Below are 19,875 nucleotides of genomic sequence, written 5' to 3'. Positions count from 1 at the left end.
CGCTGTGGGTGCGCCCTTCCCGGCCCCGGGTAGACTCGGGCATGACCCCACTCGACCTCGCCGCGAACGCGGCCGCGCTGCGCGCCCTGGGAACCTCCCCCGAGGAGGTGCGGGACCGCCTCGCCCGGGAACTGGACGCCTTCGAGGCCGCCGTCCTCGCCGCGCAGGGGCGCTGGCACGAGCCGCTGCCGGGCCGGACATGGACCGCCGCCCAGGAGGCCGAACACGTGATCCTGGTCAACGAGGGCACCGCGCGCATCGTCGCCCTGCTGCTCTCGGACCGCCCGCTGCGCCCGGTGCCCCAGGTTCCCGGCGAGGTCGTGGAGGGCAAGCGCCAGGCCCCCGACGCCACCCGCCCCGGCCCCGACCAGCCCTGGGAGGCGTTGCGGGAGCGTCACGCCACCGTCCGCGAGGCCCTGCTCGGTCAGGCCCCCCGCGCCACCGACGACCCCGGGCGGCGCTTCTTCCACCCCTTCATGGGGGAACTCACGGCGCTCGACTGGCTGCGGATGGCGGCCTACCACGTGCGGCACCACCGCCAGCAGCTTCGGGCAGCCAGCACTCCGGGCTGACCGCGGGGGGCGGTCCCGGAAGGTGGGACGCCCCCCTCTTTTTAGCGATCCGTTTATGTCCGCTGCGGCAGATTGCCGCCCATGAGAAAGCAGCACACAGGGCGGGCCGGGGGCGCGTCCGCCCGCGAGTGCCCGGACGCGGGGGAGCCATGCCGCTGACCCGCGTGATCGAGCAGACCGTTCCGGTCACGTTCCGCTACGCCGTCCATTTCACCCACGGGCTGTTTGCGCCGCACAATCCCGTCTTTCGCGACGCCCTGGCGGGCACGGCGGGCGAGCCCGTCAAGGTGCTGTGCGTCCTCGACGCGGGCGTTCTCCAGGCGTTTCCCAGCCTGGAATCGCAGATCGGAGCCTACTTCGCCCGGCACGCGGGCGCGCTGCGGCTGGTCGCCCCGCCCCTCGTCGTGCCGGGGGGAGAACGGGTGAAACAGGAAGGCGGCCACGTTCAGCGGGTGCAGGACGCCATTCACGCCCACGGCATTGACCGGCACTCCTATGTGGTCGTGGTCGGCGGCGGCGCCGTGATCGACATGGTGGGCTTCGCGGCGGGCACCGCTCACCGGGGCGTGCGGCTGGTGCGGGTGCCCACCACCGTCCTCGCGCAGAACGACTCGGGCGTGGGCGTCAAGAACAGCGTGAACGCCTACGGCAAGAAGAACTGGCTGGGCACCTTCGCGCCGCCCCACGCGGTCCTCAACGACCTCGACTTCCTGGCCGCGCTGGGGGACCGCGACTGGCGGGGCGGGCTGGCCGAGGCGGTCAAGGTGGCGCTCCTCAAGGACGCGGCCTTCTTCGCCTGGCTGGAGGAGCACGCCCCGGCCCTCGTCGCCCGCGACCTGAGCGCGATGGAACACGCCGTCTACCGCTGCGCCGAGCTGCACCTCGCCCACATCGCCGGGAGCGGTGACCCCTTCGAGATGGGGTCCTCGCGGCCCCTCGACTTCGGGCACTGGGCGGCGCACAAGCTCGAAAGCCTGACGAACTACGCGCTGCGCCACGGCGAGGCGGTGGCGGTCGGGCTGGCGCTCGACTGCACCTACGCGGCGCTGAAGGGGATGCTCTCCGAGAGTGACTGGCGGCGCGTCCTCGACCTGCTGCTCGGCCTGCGGCTGCCCGTCTACGTGCCCGAACTGGGCACGTCGGCCCAGGACCCCGCCGACCCCAAGAGCGTGCTGAGCGGCCTGAACGAGTTCCGCGAGCACCTGGGCGGGCGCCTCACCATTCCGCTGCTGACCGCCATCGGCCAGGCGACCGAGGTTCACGAGATGGACTTCGGGTTGCTCCGGCGCAGCGTTGGCATTCTCCAAAACCTGCACGAGAAGCGAGGAACCCCATGGCTTTCCATCCAGGCACCTGCCTGCTGACCCAGACCGAACTGCTCGACCTCTCCTTCATGGAACACCGGGCGCAACTGCTCGCGGTGGCGGCCTTTCTCGACCGGCTGGACCGGGCGAAGGGAGCCAGTGCGGAGGAGGACTTCCGGCTGCGCGCCTTCCGCGAGGCTCTGGAGGTGCTGACCTCCGACGAGCCGGGCCGCGTCAAGCGGGCGCAGATGCTGCTGAGCGATCAGAACCTCGAACTGCTGGACCTGCGCGACTCGCAGAGTGCCTTCGGGGCGTCCAGACGGTCCGCTGTGGAACCGAACGCCGAGGTGGAACAGTGAGACGGATTCCGCTCCACTCCGGACCTCCCGGGAGGGCGCCGGAAAGTCCTGCGTTCCGCGAAACCCGTCTTTTCTCCTTCTCCCTTCGGTCGGGAACGCTCCTGAAACAGCGCCGGAACGTTCCGGAGGTCGCATGAACTACATCGACATGCACGCGCACATGATCTCGCGCACCACCGACGACTATCACCGGATGGCGCTGACGGGCTGCCTGGCCGTCACCGAGCCCGCCTTCTGGTCGGGGCGCGACCGGCTGGGGCCGCAGGCGTTCGCGGACTACTTCGACCACCTCACGACCTTCGAGCCCGCGCGGGCGGCGCAGTACGGCATCGCGCACTACACCTGGCTCTGTCTCAACCCCAAGGAGGGCGAGGACCGCGAGCTGGCCCGGCAGGTCCTCGCGCTGATTCCCGACTTTCTGGAGAGGCCCAACGTGCTCGGCATCGGCGAGATCGGCCTGAACCGCGTCACGCGCAACGAACTCGCCACCTTCCACGACCATGTGGAACTCGCGCTGGAGCACGGCCAACTGATCCACATCCACACGCCGCACCTGGAGGACAAGTACAAGGGGACCCGCGTGATGGTGGAGGCGCTCGCCAGCGACCCCCGCATCGACCCGGGCCGCGTGATGATCGACCACGCCGAGGAGCACACCGTCGAGATGATCCTCGACCACGGCTTCTGGACCGGGCTCACCCTCTATCCGAGGACGAAGGCCTCCCCCGCCCGCGCCATCGACATGATCGAGATGCACGGGCCTGGGCGCATCGTGGTCGCCTCGGCCTGCGATTGGGGCCCCAGCGATGCCCTCGCGGTGCCCGAGTTCGTGCTGGAGGCGCGGCGGCGGGGACATGACGACGCGTTGATTGAACGGATTGTGCTGGACAACCCAGCGCAGTTCCTGGGGCAGTCCTCCAAGTTCATCCCGGTGAAGCCCGGACGAGCGAAGGTCGCGGCGGACTGATGCGGCTGGCGGGCGGAGTGCAGCTCACCTACTGCACGAACATTCACCCCTCGTCAGGAATGGGGGAGGTGCGGGCGAATCTGGAGCGGTACGCGGTGCCGCTCAGGGAACGCCTGTCGCCGGACGCTCCCTTTGGGATCGGTTTGCGCCTGTCCGGGCAGGAGAGCGCGGAACTGGTAGAGGGTTCGGCACTCGCTGACTTCAAAGCGTTTCTCGACGAGCGCGGCCTCTACGTCTTCACCATGAACGGCTTTCCCTACGGCCCCTTCCATGGTCAGCCCGTGAAGGCGCAGGTCCACGCCCCTGACTGGCGGGACGAGGAGCGGGTCGCCTACACCCTGCGCCTCGCCGAGATTCTGGCCGCGTTGCTGCCGGAGGGGGAGGAGGGCGGTATCTCGACCAGCCCGCTGTCCTACCGGGAATGGGTAGGGGAGGGGGACTGGGAGAGGCTGACGGGCAACGTGGTCCGGGTGGTGGAGGCGCTCGTCCACCTGCGTCAGACGCGGAACTGCTTCATCCACCTGGACATCGAGCCCGAGCCGGACGGGCTCTTGCAATGCAGCGACGACCTGGCACGGTTTTTCACCGAGCATTTGTTGGAGGGGGGCGCGCGGGACCTGGCGGCTCGCCTTGGAGTCCGCCAGGAGCAGGCGCGCGAACACCTGAGAAACCACGTCCAGGTCTGCTTCGACACCTGCCACGTCGCCGTGATGTACGAGGACCCGGCGCGGGCTTTGCAAACCTACGAGCAGGCGGGCCTCCGCATCGGAAAAATCCAGATCAGCTCGGCCCTTCGGCTTCCGTTGCCCCCCGCCCCCGAGGCGCGGCTGGAGGTGGCCCAGGCCCTCTCGCCCTTTGCGGAGGGAACCTATCTCCATCAGGTGATCGCCCGGCGTCAGGACGGGGAAATCGTGCAGTACCCCGACCTGCCGCCCGCGCTCGCCGGGTTGAACGATCCGGCGATGACGGAATGGAGAGTCCACTTCCACGTGCCCGTCTTTCTGGAACGGGCAGGCTTGTTCGGCTCCACGCAGGCCGAGATCGTCGAGACGCTGGCCCTGCTGCGCGGGCGGCCCTTCACCCGGCACCTCGAAATCGAGACGTACACCTGGGACGTGCTGCCGGATGAGTTGAAGTTGCCCCTCCTGGACTCCATCGAGCGGGAATACAGGTGGGTGCGGGATGTCCTCTAGCACCCTCCGGCCCGACCTGTCGCGGCGCCTGTACGGCCACCTGTCGCTGGCCCGCATCTCCAACAGCCCGACCGTCGTGACGAACGCCCTGGCTGGGGCGGCGTTGGCCGGTGGGGGCGGCGTAACGCTCGTCCTCGTGGCTGCCGCAATGGTGCTGTTCTACACGGGTGGGATGTACCTGAATGACCTCCTCGACCTCGGCATTGACCGCCGGGAACGGCCCACCCGCCCGCTGCCCTCGGGCCTGATCCCGGTGGGCGAGGCGTGGGCGGTGACTGCCGCGCTGTTTGGGGCCGGGCTGCTGCTCCTCGTGCCTGCTGGAGGAAAAGCCTTCCTCAGCGGCCTGGGGCTCGTCGGCCTGATCGTCTTCTACGACGCCTGGCACAAGACCAATCCCCTCAGCCCGGTCGTCATGGCCGCGACCCGCGCGATGGTGTACGTGACGGCGGGGCTGGCCTTTCTGCCGCAACTGACGCCGCCGCTGATCGTCTGGGCCGCCCTCCTCGCCGCGTACATCGCGGGCCTGACCTACGTGGCCAAGACCGAGAGTCGGCGGGGCACCGCGCGCTTCTGGCCGGTCGCGCTGGTGGCCGCGCCCGCCGTGTATGGCCTGGTCGGCGGCTTCGGCCCCGGCGTGGCCCTCCTCGCCCTGCTCCTCGCGGCGTGGGTGGCCCACTGCCTGACCTTCGTGTACGGGAAGACGCGCAACATCGGCGGGGCGGTGGGGCGGTTGATCGCTGGAGTCTGCCTGCTCGACGCCGTCGTGCTGGGCGTGGCGGGGGCGTGGGCCTGGCTGCCCTGGGCGCTCGCCGCCTTCGCGCTGACCCTGTGGTGGCAGCGCCACATCAAAGGAACCTGATATGCAACGAACCGCCGTCATCAACATCGTGGGCCTGAGCCCGGACCTGCTGGGACCGCACCTGCCGCGCCTGACCGCCTTCGCAGGGAGGGGAAAACAGGTCCCCGTCGAGAGCCTGCTCCCCGCCGTCACCTGCTCCGTGCAGGCGACCTACCTGACCGGGCGGTGGCCGGGCGAACACGGCATCGTCGGCAACGGCTGGTACTTCCGCGACGAGTGCGAGGTCAAGTTCTGGCGGCAGTCCAACCGGTTGATCGAGGCGCCCAAGATCTGGGACGTGGCGCGCGAACGGGACCCCAGCTTCACCGTCGCCAACATCTGCTGGTGGTACAACATGTACTCCAGCGCCGACTACGCGGTGACGCCCCGCCCGATGTACCCCGCCGATGGGCGCAAACTCCCCGACTGCTACACCCAGCCCACCGAGTTGCGGGGCGAGCTACAGGCGAAGCTCGGGACCTTCCCGCTCTTCTCGTACTGGGGGCCGAACGCGAATATCAGCTCCAGCCGCTGGATCGCGGAGGCGGCGAAGTACGTCGAGGAGAAGCACTCGCCCACCCTGAACCTGGTGTACCTGCCCCACCTCGACTACGGGCTTCAGAAGTACGGGCCGGACCAGGACGCGATGAAGGACGACCTCGCCGCCATCGACGAGGTGGCCGGGGACCTGATCGATTTTTACGAGCGGCGCGGGGTGAGCGTCATCGTCGTCTCCGAGTACGGGATCGAGCGGGCGTGGCGTCCGGTCCACCTCAACCGCGCCCTGCGGGAAGCGGGATTGATCGCCGTGCGCGAGGAGCTGGGCCGGGAACTCCTCGACGCGGGGGTCAGTGCCGCCTTCGCCGTCGCGGATCACCAGGTCGCCCACGTGTACGTGAACGACCCGGCCCGCATGGACGAAGTTCGCGCCTTGTTGGAGCGCCTGCCCGGCGTGGCCGAGGTGCTGGACGAGGAGGGCAAGCACCGTCATCACCTCGACCACCCGAGGGCCGGGGAGTTCGTCGTTGTGGCCGAGCCCGGCGCGTGGTTCACCTACTACTACTGGCTGGACGACGCCCGCGCCCCCGACTTCGCCCGCACCGTGGACATCCACCGCAAGCCCGGTTACGACCCGGTGGAACTCTTCATGGACCCGCACTCGCCCGCGAAGGTGAAGGCGGGGGTCGCCCTGGCGAAGAAGAAGCTGGGCTTCCGCTACCTGCTCGACGTGATCGGCTTCGACGGGACGCTCGTGCGCGGCTCGCATGGCCGGGCGGGGGTGGGGCCGGGGGCGGGGCCGCTCCTCATCACCGCGCAGCCGGAGTTGTTGCCGCAGGACCACCTCGCGCCGACCGACGTGTTCGGGGTGATCCTGGCCCACCTGGGGCTGGCTCAGGAGGCGTGGGACTGGTCGCCGGAGACTCAGCCGGTGACCCGGGAAGGTTGAGGATAGCCTTGAACATGACATTTCCCCTGCCAGCCGTAAAAACCCTGCCGCTCCCCGGGGAGAAAGCGCGGGTGGGGCGCGCGTGATGACGGCTCCTGCGGCTCGCCCCCGCCCGGCCCCGTCCCCTTCGGGGCTGACAACGCACGTTCTCGACATCGCGCGGGGCCGCCCGGCCAGCGGGGTCCGGGTCGAACTCTTCCGGGTCGAGGGTGGGGATCGCCGCAAGCTCGCCGAGGCGGTGACGAACGCGGATGGCCGCACGGATGCTCCCCTGACCGGGCACGGCGGCCTGCACCCCGGCACCTACGCGCTGACCTTCCACATCGCCCCGTACTTCGCGGGCTTCGAGGGGGCGCCGGCCGTACCCTTCCTCGACCTCGTCACGCTGCGCTTCACGCTGAGTGATCCCTCCGGGCACTGCCACGTGCCGCTGCTCATCACCCCCTGGTCGTACAGCACTTACCGGGGAGGCTGACCGGCGCCGGACGACTCCCGGGTAGGCCGGGGGATATGGAGCGGTGGGGAGCCTTCAACGTCGGGCTCCCCACCGCTCCATCTGCCCCTCAAACGGCGCGGGCTTCAGGCACCACGGGTTGTGGCTGGGTGGGGAGGCGCCAGAGGAAGCGCGCGGTCAGCGCCGCCAGCCCGGCGCCGAGCAGTGGCCCCACCCAGTACACCCACTGGAACGTCCAGTCCCCCGACACCAGGGCGGGGCCGAACACCCTGGCCGGATTCATCGCCGCGCCAGAGACCGGCCCCCCCGCCAGGATGTCGAGCACGACCGTCAGCCCCACGATCAACCCGGCCAGGGCGTGCCCCTGCCGCACCGCCACCTTCAGCACCACCAGCACCAGGAAGAAGGTCAGGACCGTTTCCATCCCCAGCGCGGCCCCGGCCCCGAAGCCCGGGCCGGGGTTGGGCTGGCCGAAGCCCGCCCCGCTCAGGGCGCCCTGGCCGCGGATCGCCAGGACGGCGAAGGCCCCCAGCGCCCCGCCGACGAGTTGGGCGGCGGCGAAGCGCAGGGTATCGGCCCAGCTCTGGCGGCCAACCAGACTCAGGCCCACGCTGACGGCGGGATTGAACTGGCCGCCGCTGATGGTCCCCAGGGCGGTCGCCATGACGGTGATGGCGAGGCCGTGGGCAAAGGCGACTCCCAGCAGGCCAGCGTGGTTGACGATGGCGAGCATCCCCGCGAAGACCAGGGCGAAGGTGCCGATCCCCTCGGCCAGCATCTTCCCGCCGGTCACGCCCGGCCCCCTTCGCGGCCCGGGGCGCGGAACGGCAGGTACTTCGGCACCCAGAACTTGGCCCGCACCCGTTCGGTCAGCGCCGCCTCGTCCAGGTCGTCCAGCCCCGTCTCCTGCGCCACCCCGTCGCGGAGCGCCTGCCGGATCACCCGCGCGGCGACCTCCACGCTGGCGGCGGGCAGCTCGGCGACGGGCGGGTAGAGGCGCTCGGGGTGCTCGCGCCCGGTGTAGTCGGCCAGGGCGTAGGCGGCCTCCAGCACCATCTCGTCGGTGATCTCGCGCGCCCCGGCGAGGACCGCGCCGAAGCCCAGCCCCGGGAAGATGAAGGCGTTGTTCCCCTGCCCGATGGGATGGGTGCGGCCCCCCAGTTCCACCGGGGCGAAGGGGCTGCCCGTGGCGACGAGCGCCGCCCCGTCCGTCCAGCGCAGCACGTCCTCCGGCAGCGCCTCACAGTGGGCGGTGGGGTTGGAGAGCGGGAACACGACGGGCCAGGGCGTGTTGGCCCGCACCGCCCGCACGACCTCCTCGCTGAAGGCGCCCGCCACGCCCGAGAGGCCGACCAGGACCGTCGCTTTCGCCCCCCGCACGGTCTCCAGCAGCCCCGGTGCCCGGCCCTCGTAGGTGAAGCCGAGGCCCGCCGGGTCGTGCGCGTAGGGCCGCTTGTAGCCGTCCAGCTCGCGGTCGCTGAGCAGCAGCCCGGTCTGGTCGAGGACGAACAGGCGGGCGCGGGCCTCCCCGTCGCCCAGGCCGTCCCGCATCAGGCCGCGGCGCAGGGCGTCGGTCACGCCGATGCCGCCTGCTCCGGCGCCGTGAATGACGATCCGTTGGTCGCGCAATCTCTCGCCCTTCAGGCGGCAGGCGTTCAGCACCCCGGCGAGGACCACCGCGCCCGTGCCCTGGATGTCGTCGTTGAAGCTGGGCACCACCCGGCGGTAGCGCTCCAGCACGGTGAAGGCCGCGTCGCGCGAGAAGTCCTCCCACTGGATGATCGCCTTGGGATACCGCCTCCGGGTCGCCTCCACGAAGCGGTCCACGAAGGCGAGGTACTCGTCCCCGGTGAGGCGGCGGTGGTGCACGCCCAGGTAGTCGGGGTCGTCGATCAAATCCTGCCGGTTCGTGCCCACGTCGAGTTCGACCGGGAGTGTCTTGTCCGGTCCCACGCCGCCCGCCACGACGTACAGGCTGAGCTTCCCGATGGAGATGCCCATGCCGCCGAAGCCCTGGTCCCCGATACCGAGGATCGCGCTGGAATCGGTCGCCACGATGATCCGCACATCGTTGAGGGGCACGTTGGCGAGCGCCCCCTCCGCCCGCTCGATGGTGCGGGTGGAGAGCATCAGGCCGCGCGGCACCCGGTAAATCTGGCTGAACCGCTGCACGGCCAGGCCCACCGTCGGCGTGTACACGACTGGCAGCATCTCCTCCACGTGCGCGGCGAGCAGGGCGTAGAACAGCACCTCGTTGCGGTCTTGCAGGTTGCGCAGGAAGACGTGCTTCTCCAGCGGGTCGGTGATCCTCACGTAGTCGCGGTAGAGGCGGCCCACCAGCGTCTCCAGCGAATCCACCTGCGGGGCGATCAGCCCATCCAGACCCAGCGCCTCCCGTTCCTCCTCGGTGAAGGCGGTGCCCTTGTTGAGCAGCGGAATGCGGGTGAGGTCGAAGCCCCGCACCAGGGGTTCCAGGTAGCGGTGCCCGGCGGCGTCACGGCGCACGTCGTAGTGGGTGGTGAGCGGCAGGCGGTCCTCGGTGGTGGTCATGTCGGCTCCTGTGGGGGGAAGGAACTGGCTGGTTTCGAGGAGTGAAAAAAGATTTCAAGGCATAAGCAGAACGTTCTGGACTGTCAGTCTTCCTGCTCGCCTTGCCCGGAGCCTCCCCGTTCAGGGACGGGAAGGCCCGGACACCTACCGAATCTCCAGCGGGTGGCGGTTCATGTCCTTGTACAGCAGATACTTGCTCCACGTCTTGCCCAAGGCGCCGTACCACTGCGGGCAGTGGGCGCCCATCCAGATCACGTCACCCTTGGTCACGGGCAGGAAGCGTTCGCCCAGGCGGTAGATGCCTTCGCCCTCCAGCATCAGCAGGCCGTGTTCCATGTAGTGAATCTCGACGTAGGGCAGGGTGGCGCCCGGCGCGTAGCTCATGGTGGTCACGATGAAGTCGAACTGCGGCTCGTCGGGGAGGAGTTTGCGGGCGATCAGGCCGGGATCGCCCTCGAACTCGGTGCCGGGCACCTTGCGCTCGTTACCGAGGAAGACCTGGGGGGCGCGCAGGCTCTCCGCCTGGGGGTGAAACCGCTTCTCAAAGACTTCGATGCGGGCGGCCTGCTCGGCGCGCAGGGTGTGATCCGTTCCGGCGGGCAGGTAGGCGTAGTCGTACTCAGCCAGCCGGTGCGTCTCGCCGTTCACGCGCAACTCCACCTCGCCCTCCAGCACGAAGACGAAGCGTTGGATGCCCGCTGGGGGCGCACTCGCCTCGGCGCCCGGCCCCATCTCCGCCGTGAACTGGGTGAAGCGGGCGCCCTGCCCGATCACGGGGGCGATGTGGACCATGCAGGCGGTGTTCTTCCACTCGGCGACCGTCGTGCGGATAAAGGTCTCGGGCGTCAGGAGCGCGAACTCGGGGGCGACGACGCTGCGGGTCTGACCTAGCTGTTTGAGGGTCAAGGGGTGACCTCCTGGGGAGTGGGGGCGGCGGGGCGCAGGAAGCGGCCCTGGGGGGGAGTCGGGAAGGTGCCGCCGCTGTGGGGGCCGTCCGCGTACACGGTCTGGCCGCGCAGCAGCGTGCGGCGCACCCGGCCCCGGAAGGTGCGGCCCAGGTAGGGGCTGTACTTCCAGCGGGTGTGGAGGTCTTCGGCGGTGTGGACCCATTCCGCGTCCAGGTCCACGAGCACGAGGTCGGCGTCGAAGCCCGGCTCGACGCGGCCCTTCCCGGTCAGGCCGAACCGCTCGGCGGGCGTGCGGGCGAGCAGGCGGGCGATGTGCGGGAGGGTCAGGCCGCGCGCCCGGCCTTCCGTCAGCAGGACGCCCAGGGTGGACTGCACGCCGCCGATGCCGCCCCAGACCTCGAAAAAGTCGGCGCGCTCCTTGAGGTCCAGGGTGCTGGGCGAGTGGTCGGAGCCGATGGTGTCGATGCGGCCTTCTCGAATCGCAGTCCACAGCGCCTCTACCTCGCCCGCGTCCCGCAGCGGCGGCGCGCACTTCAGCACCGCGCCCAGCCGCTCCATGTCCTCGCCGGTGAAGCAGAGGTAGTGCGGGCAGGTCTCCAGGCTCACGTCCACGCCCCGTGCCTTGGCCTCGGCGGCCAGCGTCACCGCCCGCCCGGTGCTCAGGTGGACGAGGTGGAGCCGCGCCCCCGTCTCCTCGGCGAGCAGCAGGGCGCGGCTGACCGCCTCGACCTCCGCGATGGCGGGGCGGCTGCGGAGGTAGTCGCGCACGGAGCGGCCCCCCTCCGAGCGAATCCGCGCCGAGAGGCCCTGGGTGATGGAATTGCTCTCGGCGTGTAGGGCGACGATCAGGCCCAGCTCGCGCGCCAGGCGCATCCCCTCGTACAGGGTGTAGTCGTCGGGCGACTCGAATTCCTCCAGGCCGCTGTGGCTCATGAAGGCCTTGAAGCCCACCGCGCCCGCCCCCGCGAGCTCGGGCAGCCGGTCCATGTTGCGGGGGGTCAGTCCGCCCCAGAGGGCGAAATCGGCATGGGACCCCCGCTCCGCCGCCTGCCGCTTGGCCTCGAAGGTAGCGCGGTCGAGGACGGGCGGGGTGCTGTTGAGGGGCATGTCGGCGAAGGTCGTGCCTCCCCCGGCGATCAGCGCGCGGCTGCCGGTGGAGAGGCCCTCCCATTCCGTCCGTCCAGGTTCGTTGAAGTGCACGTGGATGTCCACCGCGCCGGGAAAGACGTGCAGGCCCCGCGCGTCGAGTTCCTCGCGGGCCGGGCCGTCCAGTTCCGGGGCCAGGTCCACGATGCGGCCCTCCGCGATCCCCAGGTCCGCCGTCTCGATCCCGTCCTCACGGACCAGGCTCCCGCCGCGAATCAGCAGGTCGTACATCAGCGCACCCCCTCCCGTTCGGCGAGCATCCGCAGGAACTGGGTGCCCACGCGCAGGGCGGCCTCCACGTCCTCCGGGAGCACCGTCTCGTCGGGGTGATGACTGAGCCCGCCGGGGCTGCGCAGGAACAGCATGGTCGCGGGCCAGACGTGGCCGACCGCCATCGCGTCGTGCCCGGCCCCGCTCACCATCGGGGTGGGCACGTGCCCCTCGGCGCTCAGGGCCTCGCCCAGCAGGGCGGTGAGGCTGGGGTCCATCGGGGTGGCAGGCTCCTCCATGCGAAGCTCGTGGGTGAAGGTGAGACCGCGTTCCCGCGCGATCCGCTCGCCTTCGGCCAGCAGTTCCTCCTGCGCGCGGTGCCGCACCTCGTCCCGCGCGTGGCGGATGTCGAGGGTGAACTGCACCTCACCGGGAATCACGTTGCTCGCGCCCGGCAGGGGCCGCAGAGAACCGACGGTGGCGACGAGGCCGGGGGTGTTCCGGGCCACCTCCTCGGCGGCGAGGACGAAGGCACTCGCGCCCGTCAGCGCGTCGCGGCGCAGATGCATGGGCGTGGTGCCCGCGTGGTTGGCCTTGCCCGTCAGGGTCAGGTTGAAGCGCGCCTGCCCGGCGATGGCGTTCACGGCCCCCAGCGAGCGGCCCTCGGCCTCCAGCACCGGACCCTGCTCGATGTGCAGCTCGAAGTAGCCCAGCACGTCGTCCCGCAGCCGCGCCCCCTCCAGTTCCCTCACGTCCAGCCCGTACTCGCGGATGGCCTGCGCGACGGTGACGCCCCCCGCGTCCGTCAGGTTCAGCAGTTCGTCCGCCGTCCCGATCAGCGCCCGGCTGCCGATGAAGGGCACGCCGAAGCGCACCCCCTCCTCCTCGCTGAAGCCGACCACGTGGAGGTGGTAGGGGAGGGGCGTGTCGCCCAGGGCCTCCAGCAGGGACAGCCCCAGCACCACGCCCAGCACCCCGTCGTAGGGCCCGGCGTTCGGCACGCTGTCGAGGTGCGACCCGATCACCAGGTTACGGGCCTCGGGGTTGGGGCTGCGGCGCAGGGCGTGCCAGTTCCCCACGGCGTCCACGTGGGTTTCCAGGCCCAGCGAGGCGGCCCAGGCGTCCAGCCGGGCGTGCGCGTCGTGCATCGGGGCGCAGAGGAAGGTCCGGGTGATCTCGCCGGGCTTTTCCGTGCAGGCGGCGAGGTCGGCGCAGCAGTCCAGCGTGCGCCGCACCAATTCGGTCCAGGCCGGAAGAACCGTCATCGGAAATTCACCTCATCGAAAGCCCGCACCACCAGCGGGAAGTAGGCGGGGCAGGCGTCGGCGAGGACGAGCGACCGGAGCAGCCGCGCGGCGGGTTCCTGCGGGTCCGTTTGAACGGCGAGGAGCCGTCCGAAGAGGTCAGGGGTGAGCACTTCTCCACTATCCAACGGAAGACGGTGCTGCACCCACTGCCAGAGTTGTGCCCGGGCGAGTTCGGCGGTCGCCGTGTCCTCCACCCGCCCCGCCCGCACGATCACGCCCCGCCCGGCGAGCCAAGCCCGGAAGTAGTCGCACGCCACGCCGATGGCCTCGCGCACGGCGGCGAGAGGGACCTGCTCGGCCCGGGGAAAGCCCAGCAGCGCAGTTTTCACCTGCTCCTCGGACAGCGGGGCGGGTGGGGAGACGGGCGGGGGAGACCGGAACACGGCCCGCACCGTGGGGATCAGGCCAGGCAGCCCGGCCCAGGCCGCGACGTAGCCCTGCGCGGCTTCCCGTTCCTTGTCGGCGCGGACGACTGCGAGGGCCGGTTCGGGGTCGGCGGGGTCCGGGGCCAGGGCCGCGGTCCCCCCGACGGCCTGGGCTCCCCGGCGGGCACACACGCGGGCGAGGTGCGCCTCGTAAGCCTGCATGGAGGGCTGGCCCATATGCAGCTCCGCCCGTTCGGGGAGGCAGAACTGCTCGTCCCCGCCCAGCCACTTCACCGCGCTGAACACATAATCCCAGCGCCCCGCGTTCAGCCCGAAGGCCCGCTCGCGCAGGGCGTACAGCAGTTCCTCGGCGTGGAAGGCGCCCGGCAGCGTCTCGATCTGGAGGCAGACACGGATGCTGTTCGGCGCCCGCCCGCTCTGCCGCTCGACCTCGGTGAGCAGGTCGTGCCAGAACTCGGCCTGGGCGGGAAATTCCAGCTTGGGGATGTACACGTACAGGAACTCCCGCTCGGGGAACGCCTGAACGAACGCGGCCACGTCGTTGATGGTGGCGCTGTCCGTTCCCGGGGCAGACGGGCTGGGGTCGGCCATGTACAGCGGGCGGGGCCGCAGCATCGTGAGGGGGCCTGCCCGTCCCTGAAGCGTGGTCAGGTTGGCGTAGCCCGCCCGCACGTTCGCCGGAGTGGGCGAGAAGGTGTCGTCGAAATCGAAGATCAGGGCGTCGGGTCCGGCCACCAGCGCCTGGTCGAGGGCCGCGGCGTCGCTCGCCTCCACGAGTTGCTCGACCTGCCGCGCGCGCAGCTCGTCGGGTGGGGGCGCCACCTGCCATTCCCCCTGCCGGATCGCCGCGCCGCGCGGGTCGAAGCCGGGAGTCCAGGGCGTGGGCGAGAGCAGCGCCTGCCAACGCGCCGCGAACAGGCCCTGAAGGGTGCGCTGAACGGCAGTTTCGGATGTGGTCACGGAAGTCTCCAGGGGGCTGAGGAAGGCGGTGGAGAGAAGGCTGTTCTGTACGCACGGTGTAACACGCCAAGCCCAGAATTGTCAAAGATTGGATAGATTTTTTACCGAGCAAAATTCAGCAACCCGGCGAGCGGAGCTGTGATGGTAGCTAGACTCCGAGGTTGCCGACTCCTAACACCTCTTCATCCCAATCCGCCTACTTTCACTGTATGAAAAACTCTTCTATAGATTGACAAAACACGGTCCACCCCTTACGCTGCCCCCAAGGAGGAAATGAAGATGCCGAAGATGCCCGCAGTCGAGGCGGCTGTTCACGTGTTGCGCCTGGAGGGTGTGGAGACCGCCTTCGGGGTGCCGGGGGCCGCCATCAATCCCCTGTACGCCGCGCTGCGGAAGCTCGGCGGAATCACCCACATCCTCGCCCGCCACGTCGAGGGCGCCTCGCACATGGCGGACGGCTACACGCGCGCCCGGGCCGGGAACATCGGCGTCTGCATCGGCACCAGCGGTCCCGCCGGGACGGACATGATCACCGGCCTGTACGCGGCGAGCGCCGACTCGGTACCCATCCTCTGCATCACTGGGCAGGCCCCCCGCGCCCGGCTGTACAAGGAGGACTTCCAGGCGGTGGACATCGAGAGCATCGCGGGGCCGGTGACGAAGATGGCCGTCACGGTGCGCGAGCCCGCCCTCGTGCCCCGCGTCTTCCAGCAGGCCTTCCACCTGATGCGCTCGGGGCGGCCCGGCCCGGTGCTGATCGACCTCCCCTTCGACGTGCAGATGGCCGAGATCGAGTTCGACCCGGAGACGTACTCGCCGCTGCCCGTGTACAAGACCGCCGCGACCCACGCGCAGGTCGAAAAGGCGATGGAGATGCTGAACGCCTCCGAGCGCCCGCTGATTGTCTCGGGTGGCGGCGTGATCAATGCGGACGCCTCCGACCTGCTCCAGACCTTCGCGGAACTGACCGGCGTGCCCGTCATCCCCACCCTGATGGGCTGGGGCAGCATCCCCGACGACCACCCGCTGATGGCCGGGATGGTGGGCCTCCAGACCTCGCAGCGGTACGGCAACGCGACGATGCTGGCGTCGGACTTCGTGCTGGGTATCGGGAACCGCTGGGCGAACCGGCACACCGGCTCGGTGGACGTGTACACCCAGGGCCGCCAGTTCGTCCACGTGGACATCGAGCCCACCCAGATCGGGCGCGTCTTCGGCCCCGACTACGGCATCGTCAGTGACGCGAAGGCCGCGCTGGAACTGTTTGTGCAGGTCGCCCGCGAGTGGCGCGCATCCGGGAAGCTGAAGGACCGCGGCGAGTGGGCCGAGTCCTGCCGCGAGCGCAAGCGGACCATGCTCCGCAAGACGCACTACGACAACGTGCCGGTCAAGCCCCAGCGGGTGTACGAGGAGATGAACAAGGCGTTCGGGCGCGACAGTGTGTACGTCACGACCATCGGCCTCTCGCAGATTGCGGGTGGGCAGTTCCTGCACGTCTATAAGCCGCGCCACTGGATCAATGCCGGGCAGGCCGGGCCGCTGGGCTGGACGGTGCCCGCCGCGCTGGGGGTGGCCGCCGCCCGCCCCGACGCGGAGGTCGTCGCCCTCTCCGGCGACTACGACTTCCAGTTCATGATCGAGGAACTGGCGGTGGGCGCCCAGTTCAACCTGCCCTTCCTCCAGGTGCTCGTGAACAACTCCTACCTCGGCCTGATCCGCCAGTCGCAGCGCGGCTTCGACATGGACTATCAGGTGCAGCTCTCCTTCGAGAACATCAACTCGCCCGAGGTGAACGGCTACGGGGTGGACCACCTCAAAGTGGTGGAGGGCCTGGGCTGCAAGGCGCTGCGGGTCTTCACACCCGACGAGATTCTGCCCGCCCTCGAAAAGGCCCGCGACCTGATGCGCGAGCACCGCGTCCCCGTGGTCGTCGAGGTGATCCTGGAGCGGGTGACGAACATCAGCATGGGCACCGAGATCAACGCCGTCACCGAGTTCGAGGAACTGGCCGAGGACGCCCGGCAGGACGCGCCGACCGCGGTGGCACTGCTGGACTGAGGGATGAGGGGTTGGAGACCATGTTTCTCCTGACCTCCAGGAAGTCACTTGCGACCGTCTTTTTTACTCCTCCCCCTTGAGGGGGGAGGCCGGGAGGGGGTGAACGGGCCAGGCATCCGAGAAAAGTCGCCCGGCCCACCGCTCCGCCCCTTCCCCCACTGGGAGGACTCCACCCATGACCCGATTCGCCGCCAACCTCACGATGCTCTTCCAGGAACGGCCCTTCCTGGAACGGTTCGCCGCCGCCCGCCAGGCGGGCTTCGATGCCGTCGAGTACATGTTCCCCTACCCTTACGCCCCCGAGGACCTGCGGGCGCAACTCCAGGAGCACGGGCTGAAGCAGGTCCTCTTCAACCTGCCCGCCGGGAACTGGGAGGCCGGGGAGCGGGGAATCGCCGTGCTGCCGGATCGCCAGGAGGAGTTCCGCCAGGGCGTGACCCGCGCGATGACCTACGTGGAGGCGCTGCGGAGCGCGGAGGCCCCGCCCCTCGTGAACTGCCTCGTCGGCAAGCTGCCGGAAGGGGCGGCCCCCGATGAAGCCCGCCGCGTGCTGGTCGAGAACCTGCGGTACGCCGCCTCGGAACTCGCCCAGGTCGGCGTCACCCTCCTGATCGAGCCCATCAATCCCCACGACATTCCCGGTTTCTTCCTCCGCACGCCGGATCAAGCCGCCGCATTGATCGCTGACGTGGGGGCGGACAACCTCCGCATCCAGTACGACCTCTACCATCAGCAGCGGACCGAGGGGCAACTGCTCGACACCTTCCGCCGCCTGCAAGAGCAGATTGGGCATGTCCAGCTCGCGGACGTGCCGGGCCGCCACCAGCCGGGCACCGGGGAGATCAACTATCCCTTCGTGCTGCGGGCGCTCGACGAGGCGGGGTACGGTGGGTACGTGGGCCTGGAGTACGTCCCGGAAGGCGACACCGTGAGTTCGCTGGCCTGGATGCAGGGCCTGAGGGAAGGAGTGGGCGTATGACGAACGGTAAGGAACGCATCGGCTTTATCGGCCTGGGCATCATGGGCCTCCCGATGGCCCGCAACCTGATCAGGGCGGGCTACTCCCTCACCGTGAACAACCGCGGCCCCGAGGCCGAGCAGGCCCTCGCCGCCGAGGGGGCGCGGGTGGCCCGCACCGCCCGAGAAGTCGCCGAGGCGAGCGACATCGTCATCACTATGCTCCCCGACAGCCCGCAGGTGGAGGAGGTCGTGCTGGGCGAGAACGGGGTTGCGGAAGGCATCCGGTCAGGTGGCCTCTATATCGACATGAGCAGCGTGGCCCCCAGCACCGCCCGCAAGGTCGCGGGGGCGCTGAAGGTAAAGGGGGCCGACGCCCTCGACGCGCCCGTCTCCGGTGGTCAGGTCGGCGCCGAGCAGGCGACCCTGAGCATCATGGTGGGCGGCAGCGAGGAGGGCTTCGAGCGGGCCCGCCCGGTGTTCCAGGCGGTCGGAAAGAACATCGTGTACATCGGCGGCCCCGGCGCCGGGCAGGTCACGAAAATCTGCAACCAGATCGTCGTGGCCCTGACCATCCAGGCCGTCGCGGAGGCGATGACCCTCGCCCGCAAGAGCGGGGTGGACGCCGCCCGGGTCCGCGAGGCGCTGCTGGGCGGCTTCGCGCAGAGCCGCATTCTCGACCTGCACGGGCAGCGGATTCTGGACGGGAACTTCAAGCCCGGCTTCCGCATCAATCTGCACCGCAAGGATCTGCGCCTCGCGCTGGAGGCGGGCCGCGAGCAGGCCGTGCCTCTCCCCGCCACGGCGGGCGTCGCCGAGCTGATGAACGCCATGATCGCGCAGGGGATGGGCGACCTCGACCACTCGGGCCTCGCGGCGCTGTACGCGCAACTCTCCGGGCTGGACTGAGCATGACGGCGCCTGAGCGGACGGTGCCCCGGACGGACCTGCGGGCGCTGCTGGAGGCCAGCTACCGGGCCGCGCTGGAGGCCGTCGCCCCGGCCCGCCTGCTCGCCCCGCACCTGAATGGGCCGTGCCCCGACTTCGTGCTCGCCTTCGGCAAGGCGGCGCTGCCCATGCTGCGCGCGGCGCTGGAGGCCTACCCAGGCGTGCCGGGCCTGGCCGTGCCGCCCCGGGGAACCCCCGACCTCAGCGCACCGGAAGGGGCGGAGGTGCTGCCCGGCAGCCACCCGGTCCCCGACGAGTACAGCACGCGGGCCGCCGAACAGGCCCTGGCCCGGGTCCGCGAGTTACCGGAAGGGGCGCGGCTCCTCGTCCTCGTCTCGGGTGGGGGGAGTGCGCTGCTGAGTGCTCCCTGGGGCGTCACCCTGGAGCAGAAACAGGCCCTCACCCGTGACCTGCTGCGCGCCGGGGCCACCATCGAGGAGATCAACGCCGTTCGCAAGCACCTCTCGCACGTGAAGGGCGGGCGACTCGCGCAGGCCACGCGCGCCCAGGTGCGGACCCTCCTGATCTCGGACGTGATTGGCGATGACCCCTCCGTGATCGCCAGTGGTCCCACCGTGCCGGACCCCACGACCTTCGTGGACGCACTGGCCGTGCTCGACCGTTACGGCATTACGGCGCGCGAAGCCCGCGCCCATTTCGAGGCGGGTGTCCGGCGCGACCTCCCCGAGACCCCGAAGCCCGGTGAGTTGCCGCAGGTCGAGAACACCGTCATCGGCTCCAACCGTGTGCTGCTGGAGGCGGCGCAGGCGTTTCTGGAAGGACAGGGCGTCCGCGCGGTCATCCTCGGGGACACCTTCGCCGGGGAGGCCCGTGACCTGGCCGGATTTCACGCCTCTTTAGTGGGGAGCATTCGCAGCTACGGCACGCCTTTCCAGGGGCCGCTGGTCCTGCTCTCCGGCGGGGAGGCGACGGTCACGGTGCGGGGCAACGGGCGCGGCGGGCGCAACCAGGAATTCGCCCTGTGGCTGCTTCAGGAACTGGGAGAACGCGGCGTGTATGCCCTCTCCGCCGGTTCGGACGGCATCGACGGGAACAGCGACGCGGCGGGGGCTTTCCTCACGCCCGACTCGCTCGCGCGTGCTCGTGCGCTGGGCCTGGACCCCCGAGACTTCCTCGCCCGCAACGACTCCGGCACCTTCTTCGCCTCAGTAGGAGACGCTCTCATTACAGGACCCAGCGGGCATAACCTCAACGATTACCGGGCGATCTGGGTGGGATAAAAGCGGCGTTACCGGCTCGGAGACGCCCACTGAGCTTGCCCCCGCCTTCTGGATGGATAGAATGGAAACG

Annotated in this window: 18 protein-coding genes; 12 read left to right on the top strand and 6 right to left on the bottom strand. The window is 70.0% G+C overall.

Annotated elements, in window-relative coordinates:
• Positions 1-41 precede the first annotated feature (41 nt).
• From DAERI_RS11995 to uraH, 8 genes are all read left to right on the top strand, one after another.
• Positions 42-572: a DinB family protein gene (locus DAERI_RS11995; RefSeq protein ID WP_103129661.1), complete on the top strand. Its 531-nt coding sequence runs from the start codon at positions 42-44 to the stop codon at positions 570-572.
• A gap of 149 nt (positions 573-721) precedes the next feature.
• Positions 722-1,936 (top strand): 3-dehydroquinate synthase, encoded by a 1,215-nt coding sequence (locus DAERI_RS11990; protein WP_103129660.1) that lies wholly within the window; start codon positions 722-724, stop codon positions 1,934-1,936.
• On the top strand, positions 1,906-2,235 hold the full coding sequence (locus DAERI_RS11985; protein ID WP_103129659.1) for a hypothetical protein: 330 nt from the start codon (positions 1,906-1,908) through the stop codon (positions 2,233-2,235). Before DAERI_RS11990 ends, DAERI_RS11985 begins: the two co-directional genes overlap by 31 nt.
• Positions 2,236-2,368: 133 nt before the next feature.
• Positions 2,369-3,202, top strand: a complete 834-nt coding sequence (locus DAERI_RS11980; protein WP_103129658.1) for a TatD family hydrolase — start codon at positions 2,369-2,371, stop codon at positions 3,200-3,202.
• Entirely contained in the window at positions 3,202-4,395 is a 1,194-nt protein-coding gene (gene eboE / locus DAERI_RS11975) for a metabolite traffic protein EboE (RefSeq protein WP_103129657.1), read from the top strand. Before DAERI_RS11980 ends, eboE begins: the two co-directional genes overlap by 1 nt.
• Positions 4,385-5,254, top strand: a complete 870-nt coding sequence (locus tag DAERI_RS11970; protein WP_103129656.1) for a UbiA family prenyltransferase — start codon at positions 4,385-4,387, stop codon at positions 5,252-5,254. The genes eboE and DAERI_RS11970 overlap by 11 nt, the downstream gene beginning before the upstream one ends.
• Position 5,255: 1 nt before the next feature.
• A complete protein-coding gene (locus tag DAERI_RS11965; protein WP_103129655.1) occupies positions 5,256-6,680 on the top strand; it encodes an alkaline phosphatase family protein in 1,425 nt (474 codons plus the stop codon).
• Between the two features lie 85 nt (positions 6,681-6,765).
• Positions 6,766-7,155 carry a hydroxyisourate hydrolase gene (uraH, locus tag DAERI_RS11960; RefSeq protein WP_103129654.1) on the top strand — a complete coding sequence of 130 codons (390 nt, stop codon included), beginning with the start codon at positions 6,766-6,768 and terminating at the stop codon, positions 7,153-7,155.
• Between the two features lie 88 nt (positions 7,156-7,243).
• Here the strand turns inward: uraH and DAERI_RS11955 are convergent, their stop codons facing one another.
• The 6 genes from DAERI_RS11955 to DAERI_RS11930 all read right to left on the bottom strand — a co-directional run bounded on the left by DAERI_RS11955 (position 7,244) and on the right by DAERI_RS11930 (position 14,601).
• A complete protein-coding gene (locus DAERI_RS11955; protein ID WP_201262752.1) occupies positions 7,244-7,927 on the bottom strand; it encodes an MIP/aquaporin family protein in 684 nt (227 codons plus the stop codon).
• A complete protein-coding gene (locus tag DAERI_RS11950; RefSeq protein WP_201262751.1) occupies positions 7,924-9,684 on the bottom strand; it encodes an NAD-dependent malic enzyme in 1,761 nt (586 codons plus the stop codon). The genes DAERI_RS11955 and DAERI_RS11950 overlap by 4 nt, the downstream gene beginning before the upstream one ends.
• Positions 9,685-9,828: 144 nt before the next feature.
• Positions 9,829-10,590, bottom strand: coding sequence for a (S)-ureidoglycine aminohydrolase (gene allE / locus DAERI_RS11945; RefSeq protein WP_103129653.1), 762 nt, complete (start codon positions 10,588-10,590; stop codon positions 9,829-9,831).
• The gene (locus DAERI_RS11940; RefSeq protein WP_103129652.1) at positions 10,587-11,969 is read right to left on the bottom strand and encodes an allantoinase; all 1,383 of its coding nucleotides are present in this window, start codon (positions 11,967-11,969) and stop codon (positions 10,587-10,589) included. Before DAERI_RS11940 ends, allE begins: the two co-directional genes overlap by 4 nt.
• Positions 11,969-13,213, bottom strand: coding sequence for an allantoate amidohydrolase (locus DAERI_RS11935; RefSeq protein WP_103129651.1), 1,245 nt, complete (start codon positions 13,211-13,213; stop codon positions 11,969-11,971). Before DAERI_RS11935 ends, DAERI_RS11940 begins: the two co-directional genes overlap by 1 nt.
• Entirely contained in the window at positions 13,210-14,601 is a 1,392-nt protein-coding gene (locus DAERI_RS11930; protein WP_103129650.1) for an aldolase/citrate lyase/malate synthase family protein, read from the bottom strand. Before DAERI_RS11930 ends, DAERI_RS11935 begins: the two co-directional genes overlap by 4 nt.
• A 279-nt stretch (positions 14,602-14,880) precedes the next feature.
• Here DAERI_RS11930 and gcl point away from each other — a divergent pair, with 279 nt between their 5' ends.
• From gcl to DAERI_RS11910, 4 genes are all read left to right on the top strand, one after another.
• On the top strand, positions 14,881-16,659 hold the full coding sequence (gene gcl / locus DAERI_RS11925; protein ID WP_103129784.1) for a glyoxylate carboligase: 1,779 nt from the start codon (positions 14,881-14,883) through the stop codon (positions 16,657-16,659).
• A 175-nt stretch (positions 16,660-16,834) separates the two neighbouring features.
• On the top strand, positions 16,835-17,638 hold the full coding sequence (gene hyi, locus DAERI_RS11920) for a hydroxypyruvate isomerase (RefSeq protein ID WP_103129649.1): 804 nt from the start codon (positions 16,835-16,837) through the stop codon (positions 17,636-17,638).
• Positions 17,635-18,525, top strand: coding sequence for a 2-hydroxy-3-oxopropionate reductase (locus tag DAERI_RS11915; RefSeq protein ID WP_103129648.1), 891 nt, complete (start codon positions 17,635-17,637; stop codon positions 18,523-18,525). The genes hyi and DAERI_RS11915 overlap by 4 nt, the downstream gene beginning before the upstream one ends.
• Before the next feature lie 2 nt (positions 18,526-18,527).
• Positions 18,528-19,805: a glycerate kinase type-2 family protein gene (locus DAERI_RS11910; protein ID WP_201262750.1), complete on the top strand. Its 1,278-nt coding sequence runs from the start codon at positions 18,528-18,530 to the stop codon at positions 19,803-19,805.
• The last annotated feature ends 70 nt before the right edge of the window (positions 19,806-19,875 follow it).

Source organism: Deinococcus aerius (assembly GCF_002897375.1).
GTDB classification, from domain to species: Bacteria; Deinococcota; Deinococci; order Deinococcales; family Deinococcaceae; genus Deinococcus; species Deinococcus aerius.
The sequence above is the reverse complement of the archived record's forward strand: the minus strand, read 5'-3'. Positions and strand labels throughout refer to the sequence as shown.

What these genes read in the sequence shown, in the direction of transcription:
- DAERI_RS11980 (WP_103129658.1), top strand. Translation starts at nt 2,369, where the DNA reads ATGAACTACATCGACATGCACGCGCACATGATCTCGCGCACCACCGAC.
- eboE (WP_103129657.1), top strand. Translation starts at nt 3,202, where the DNA reads ATGCGGCTGGCGGGCGGAGTGCAGCTCACCTACTGCACGAACATTCAC.
- uraH (WP_103129654.1), top strand. Translation starts at nt 6,766, where the DNA reads ATGACGGCTCCTGCGGCTCGCCCCCGCCCGGCCCCGTCCCCTTCGGGG.
- DAERI_RS11995 (WP_103129661.1), top strand. Translation starts at nt 42, where the DNA reads ATGACCCCACTCGACCTCGCCGCGAACGCGGCCGCGCTGCGCGCCCTG.
- DAERI_RS11940 (WP_103129652.1), bottom strand. Translation starts at nt 11,969, where the DNA reads ATGTACGACCTGCTGATTCGCGGCGGGAGCCTGGTCCGTGAGGACGGG.
- DAERI_RS11910 (WP_201262750.1), top strand. Translation starts at nt 18,528, where the DNA reads ATGACGGCGCCTGAGCGGACGGTGCCCCGGACGGACCTGCGGGCGCTG.
- DAERI_RS11935 (WP_103129651.1), bottom strand. Translation starts at nt 13,213, where the DNA reads ATGACGGTTCTTCCGGCCTGGACCGAATTGGTGCGGCGCACGCTGGAC.
- hyi (WP_103129649.1), top strand. Translation starts at nt 16,835, where the DNA reads ATGACCCGATTCGCCGCCAACCTCACGATGCTCTTCCAGGAACGGCCC.
- DAERI_RS11915 (WP_103129648.1), top strand. Translation starts at nt 17,635, where the DNA reads ATGACGAACGGTAAGGAACGCATCGGCTTTATCGGCCTGGGCATCATG.
- DAERI_RS11970 (WP_103129656.1), top strand. Translation starts at nt 4,385, where the DNA reads ATGTCCTCTAGCACCCTCCGGCCCGACCTGTCGCGGCGCCTGTACGGC.
- gcl (WP_103129784.1), top strand. Translation starts at nt 14,881, where the DNA reads ATGCCGAAGATGCCCGCAGTCGAGGCGGCTGTTCACGTGTTGCGCCTG.
- DAERI_RS11965 (WP_103129655.1), top strand. Translation starts at nt 5,256, where the DNA reads ATGCAACGAACCGCCGTCATCAACATCGTGGGCCTGAGCCCGGACCTG.
- DAERI_RS11950 (WP_201262751.1), bottom strand. Translation starts at nt 9,684, where the DNA reads ATGACCACCACCGAGGACCGCCTGCCGCTCACCACCCACTACGACGTG.
- DAERI_RS11985 (WP_103129659.1), top strand. Translation starts at nt 1,906, where the DNA reads ATGGCTTTCCATCCAGGCACCTGCCTGCTGACCCAGACCGAACTGCTC.
- DAERI_RS11990 (WP_103129660.1), top strand. Translation starts at nt 722, where the DNA reads ATGCCGCTGACCCGCGTGATCGAGCAGACCGTTCCGGTCACGTTCCGC.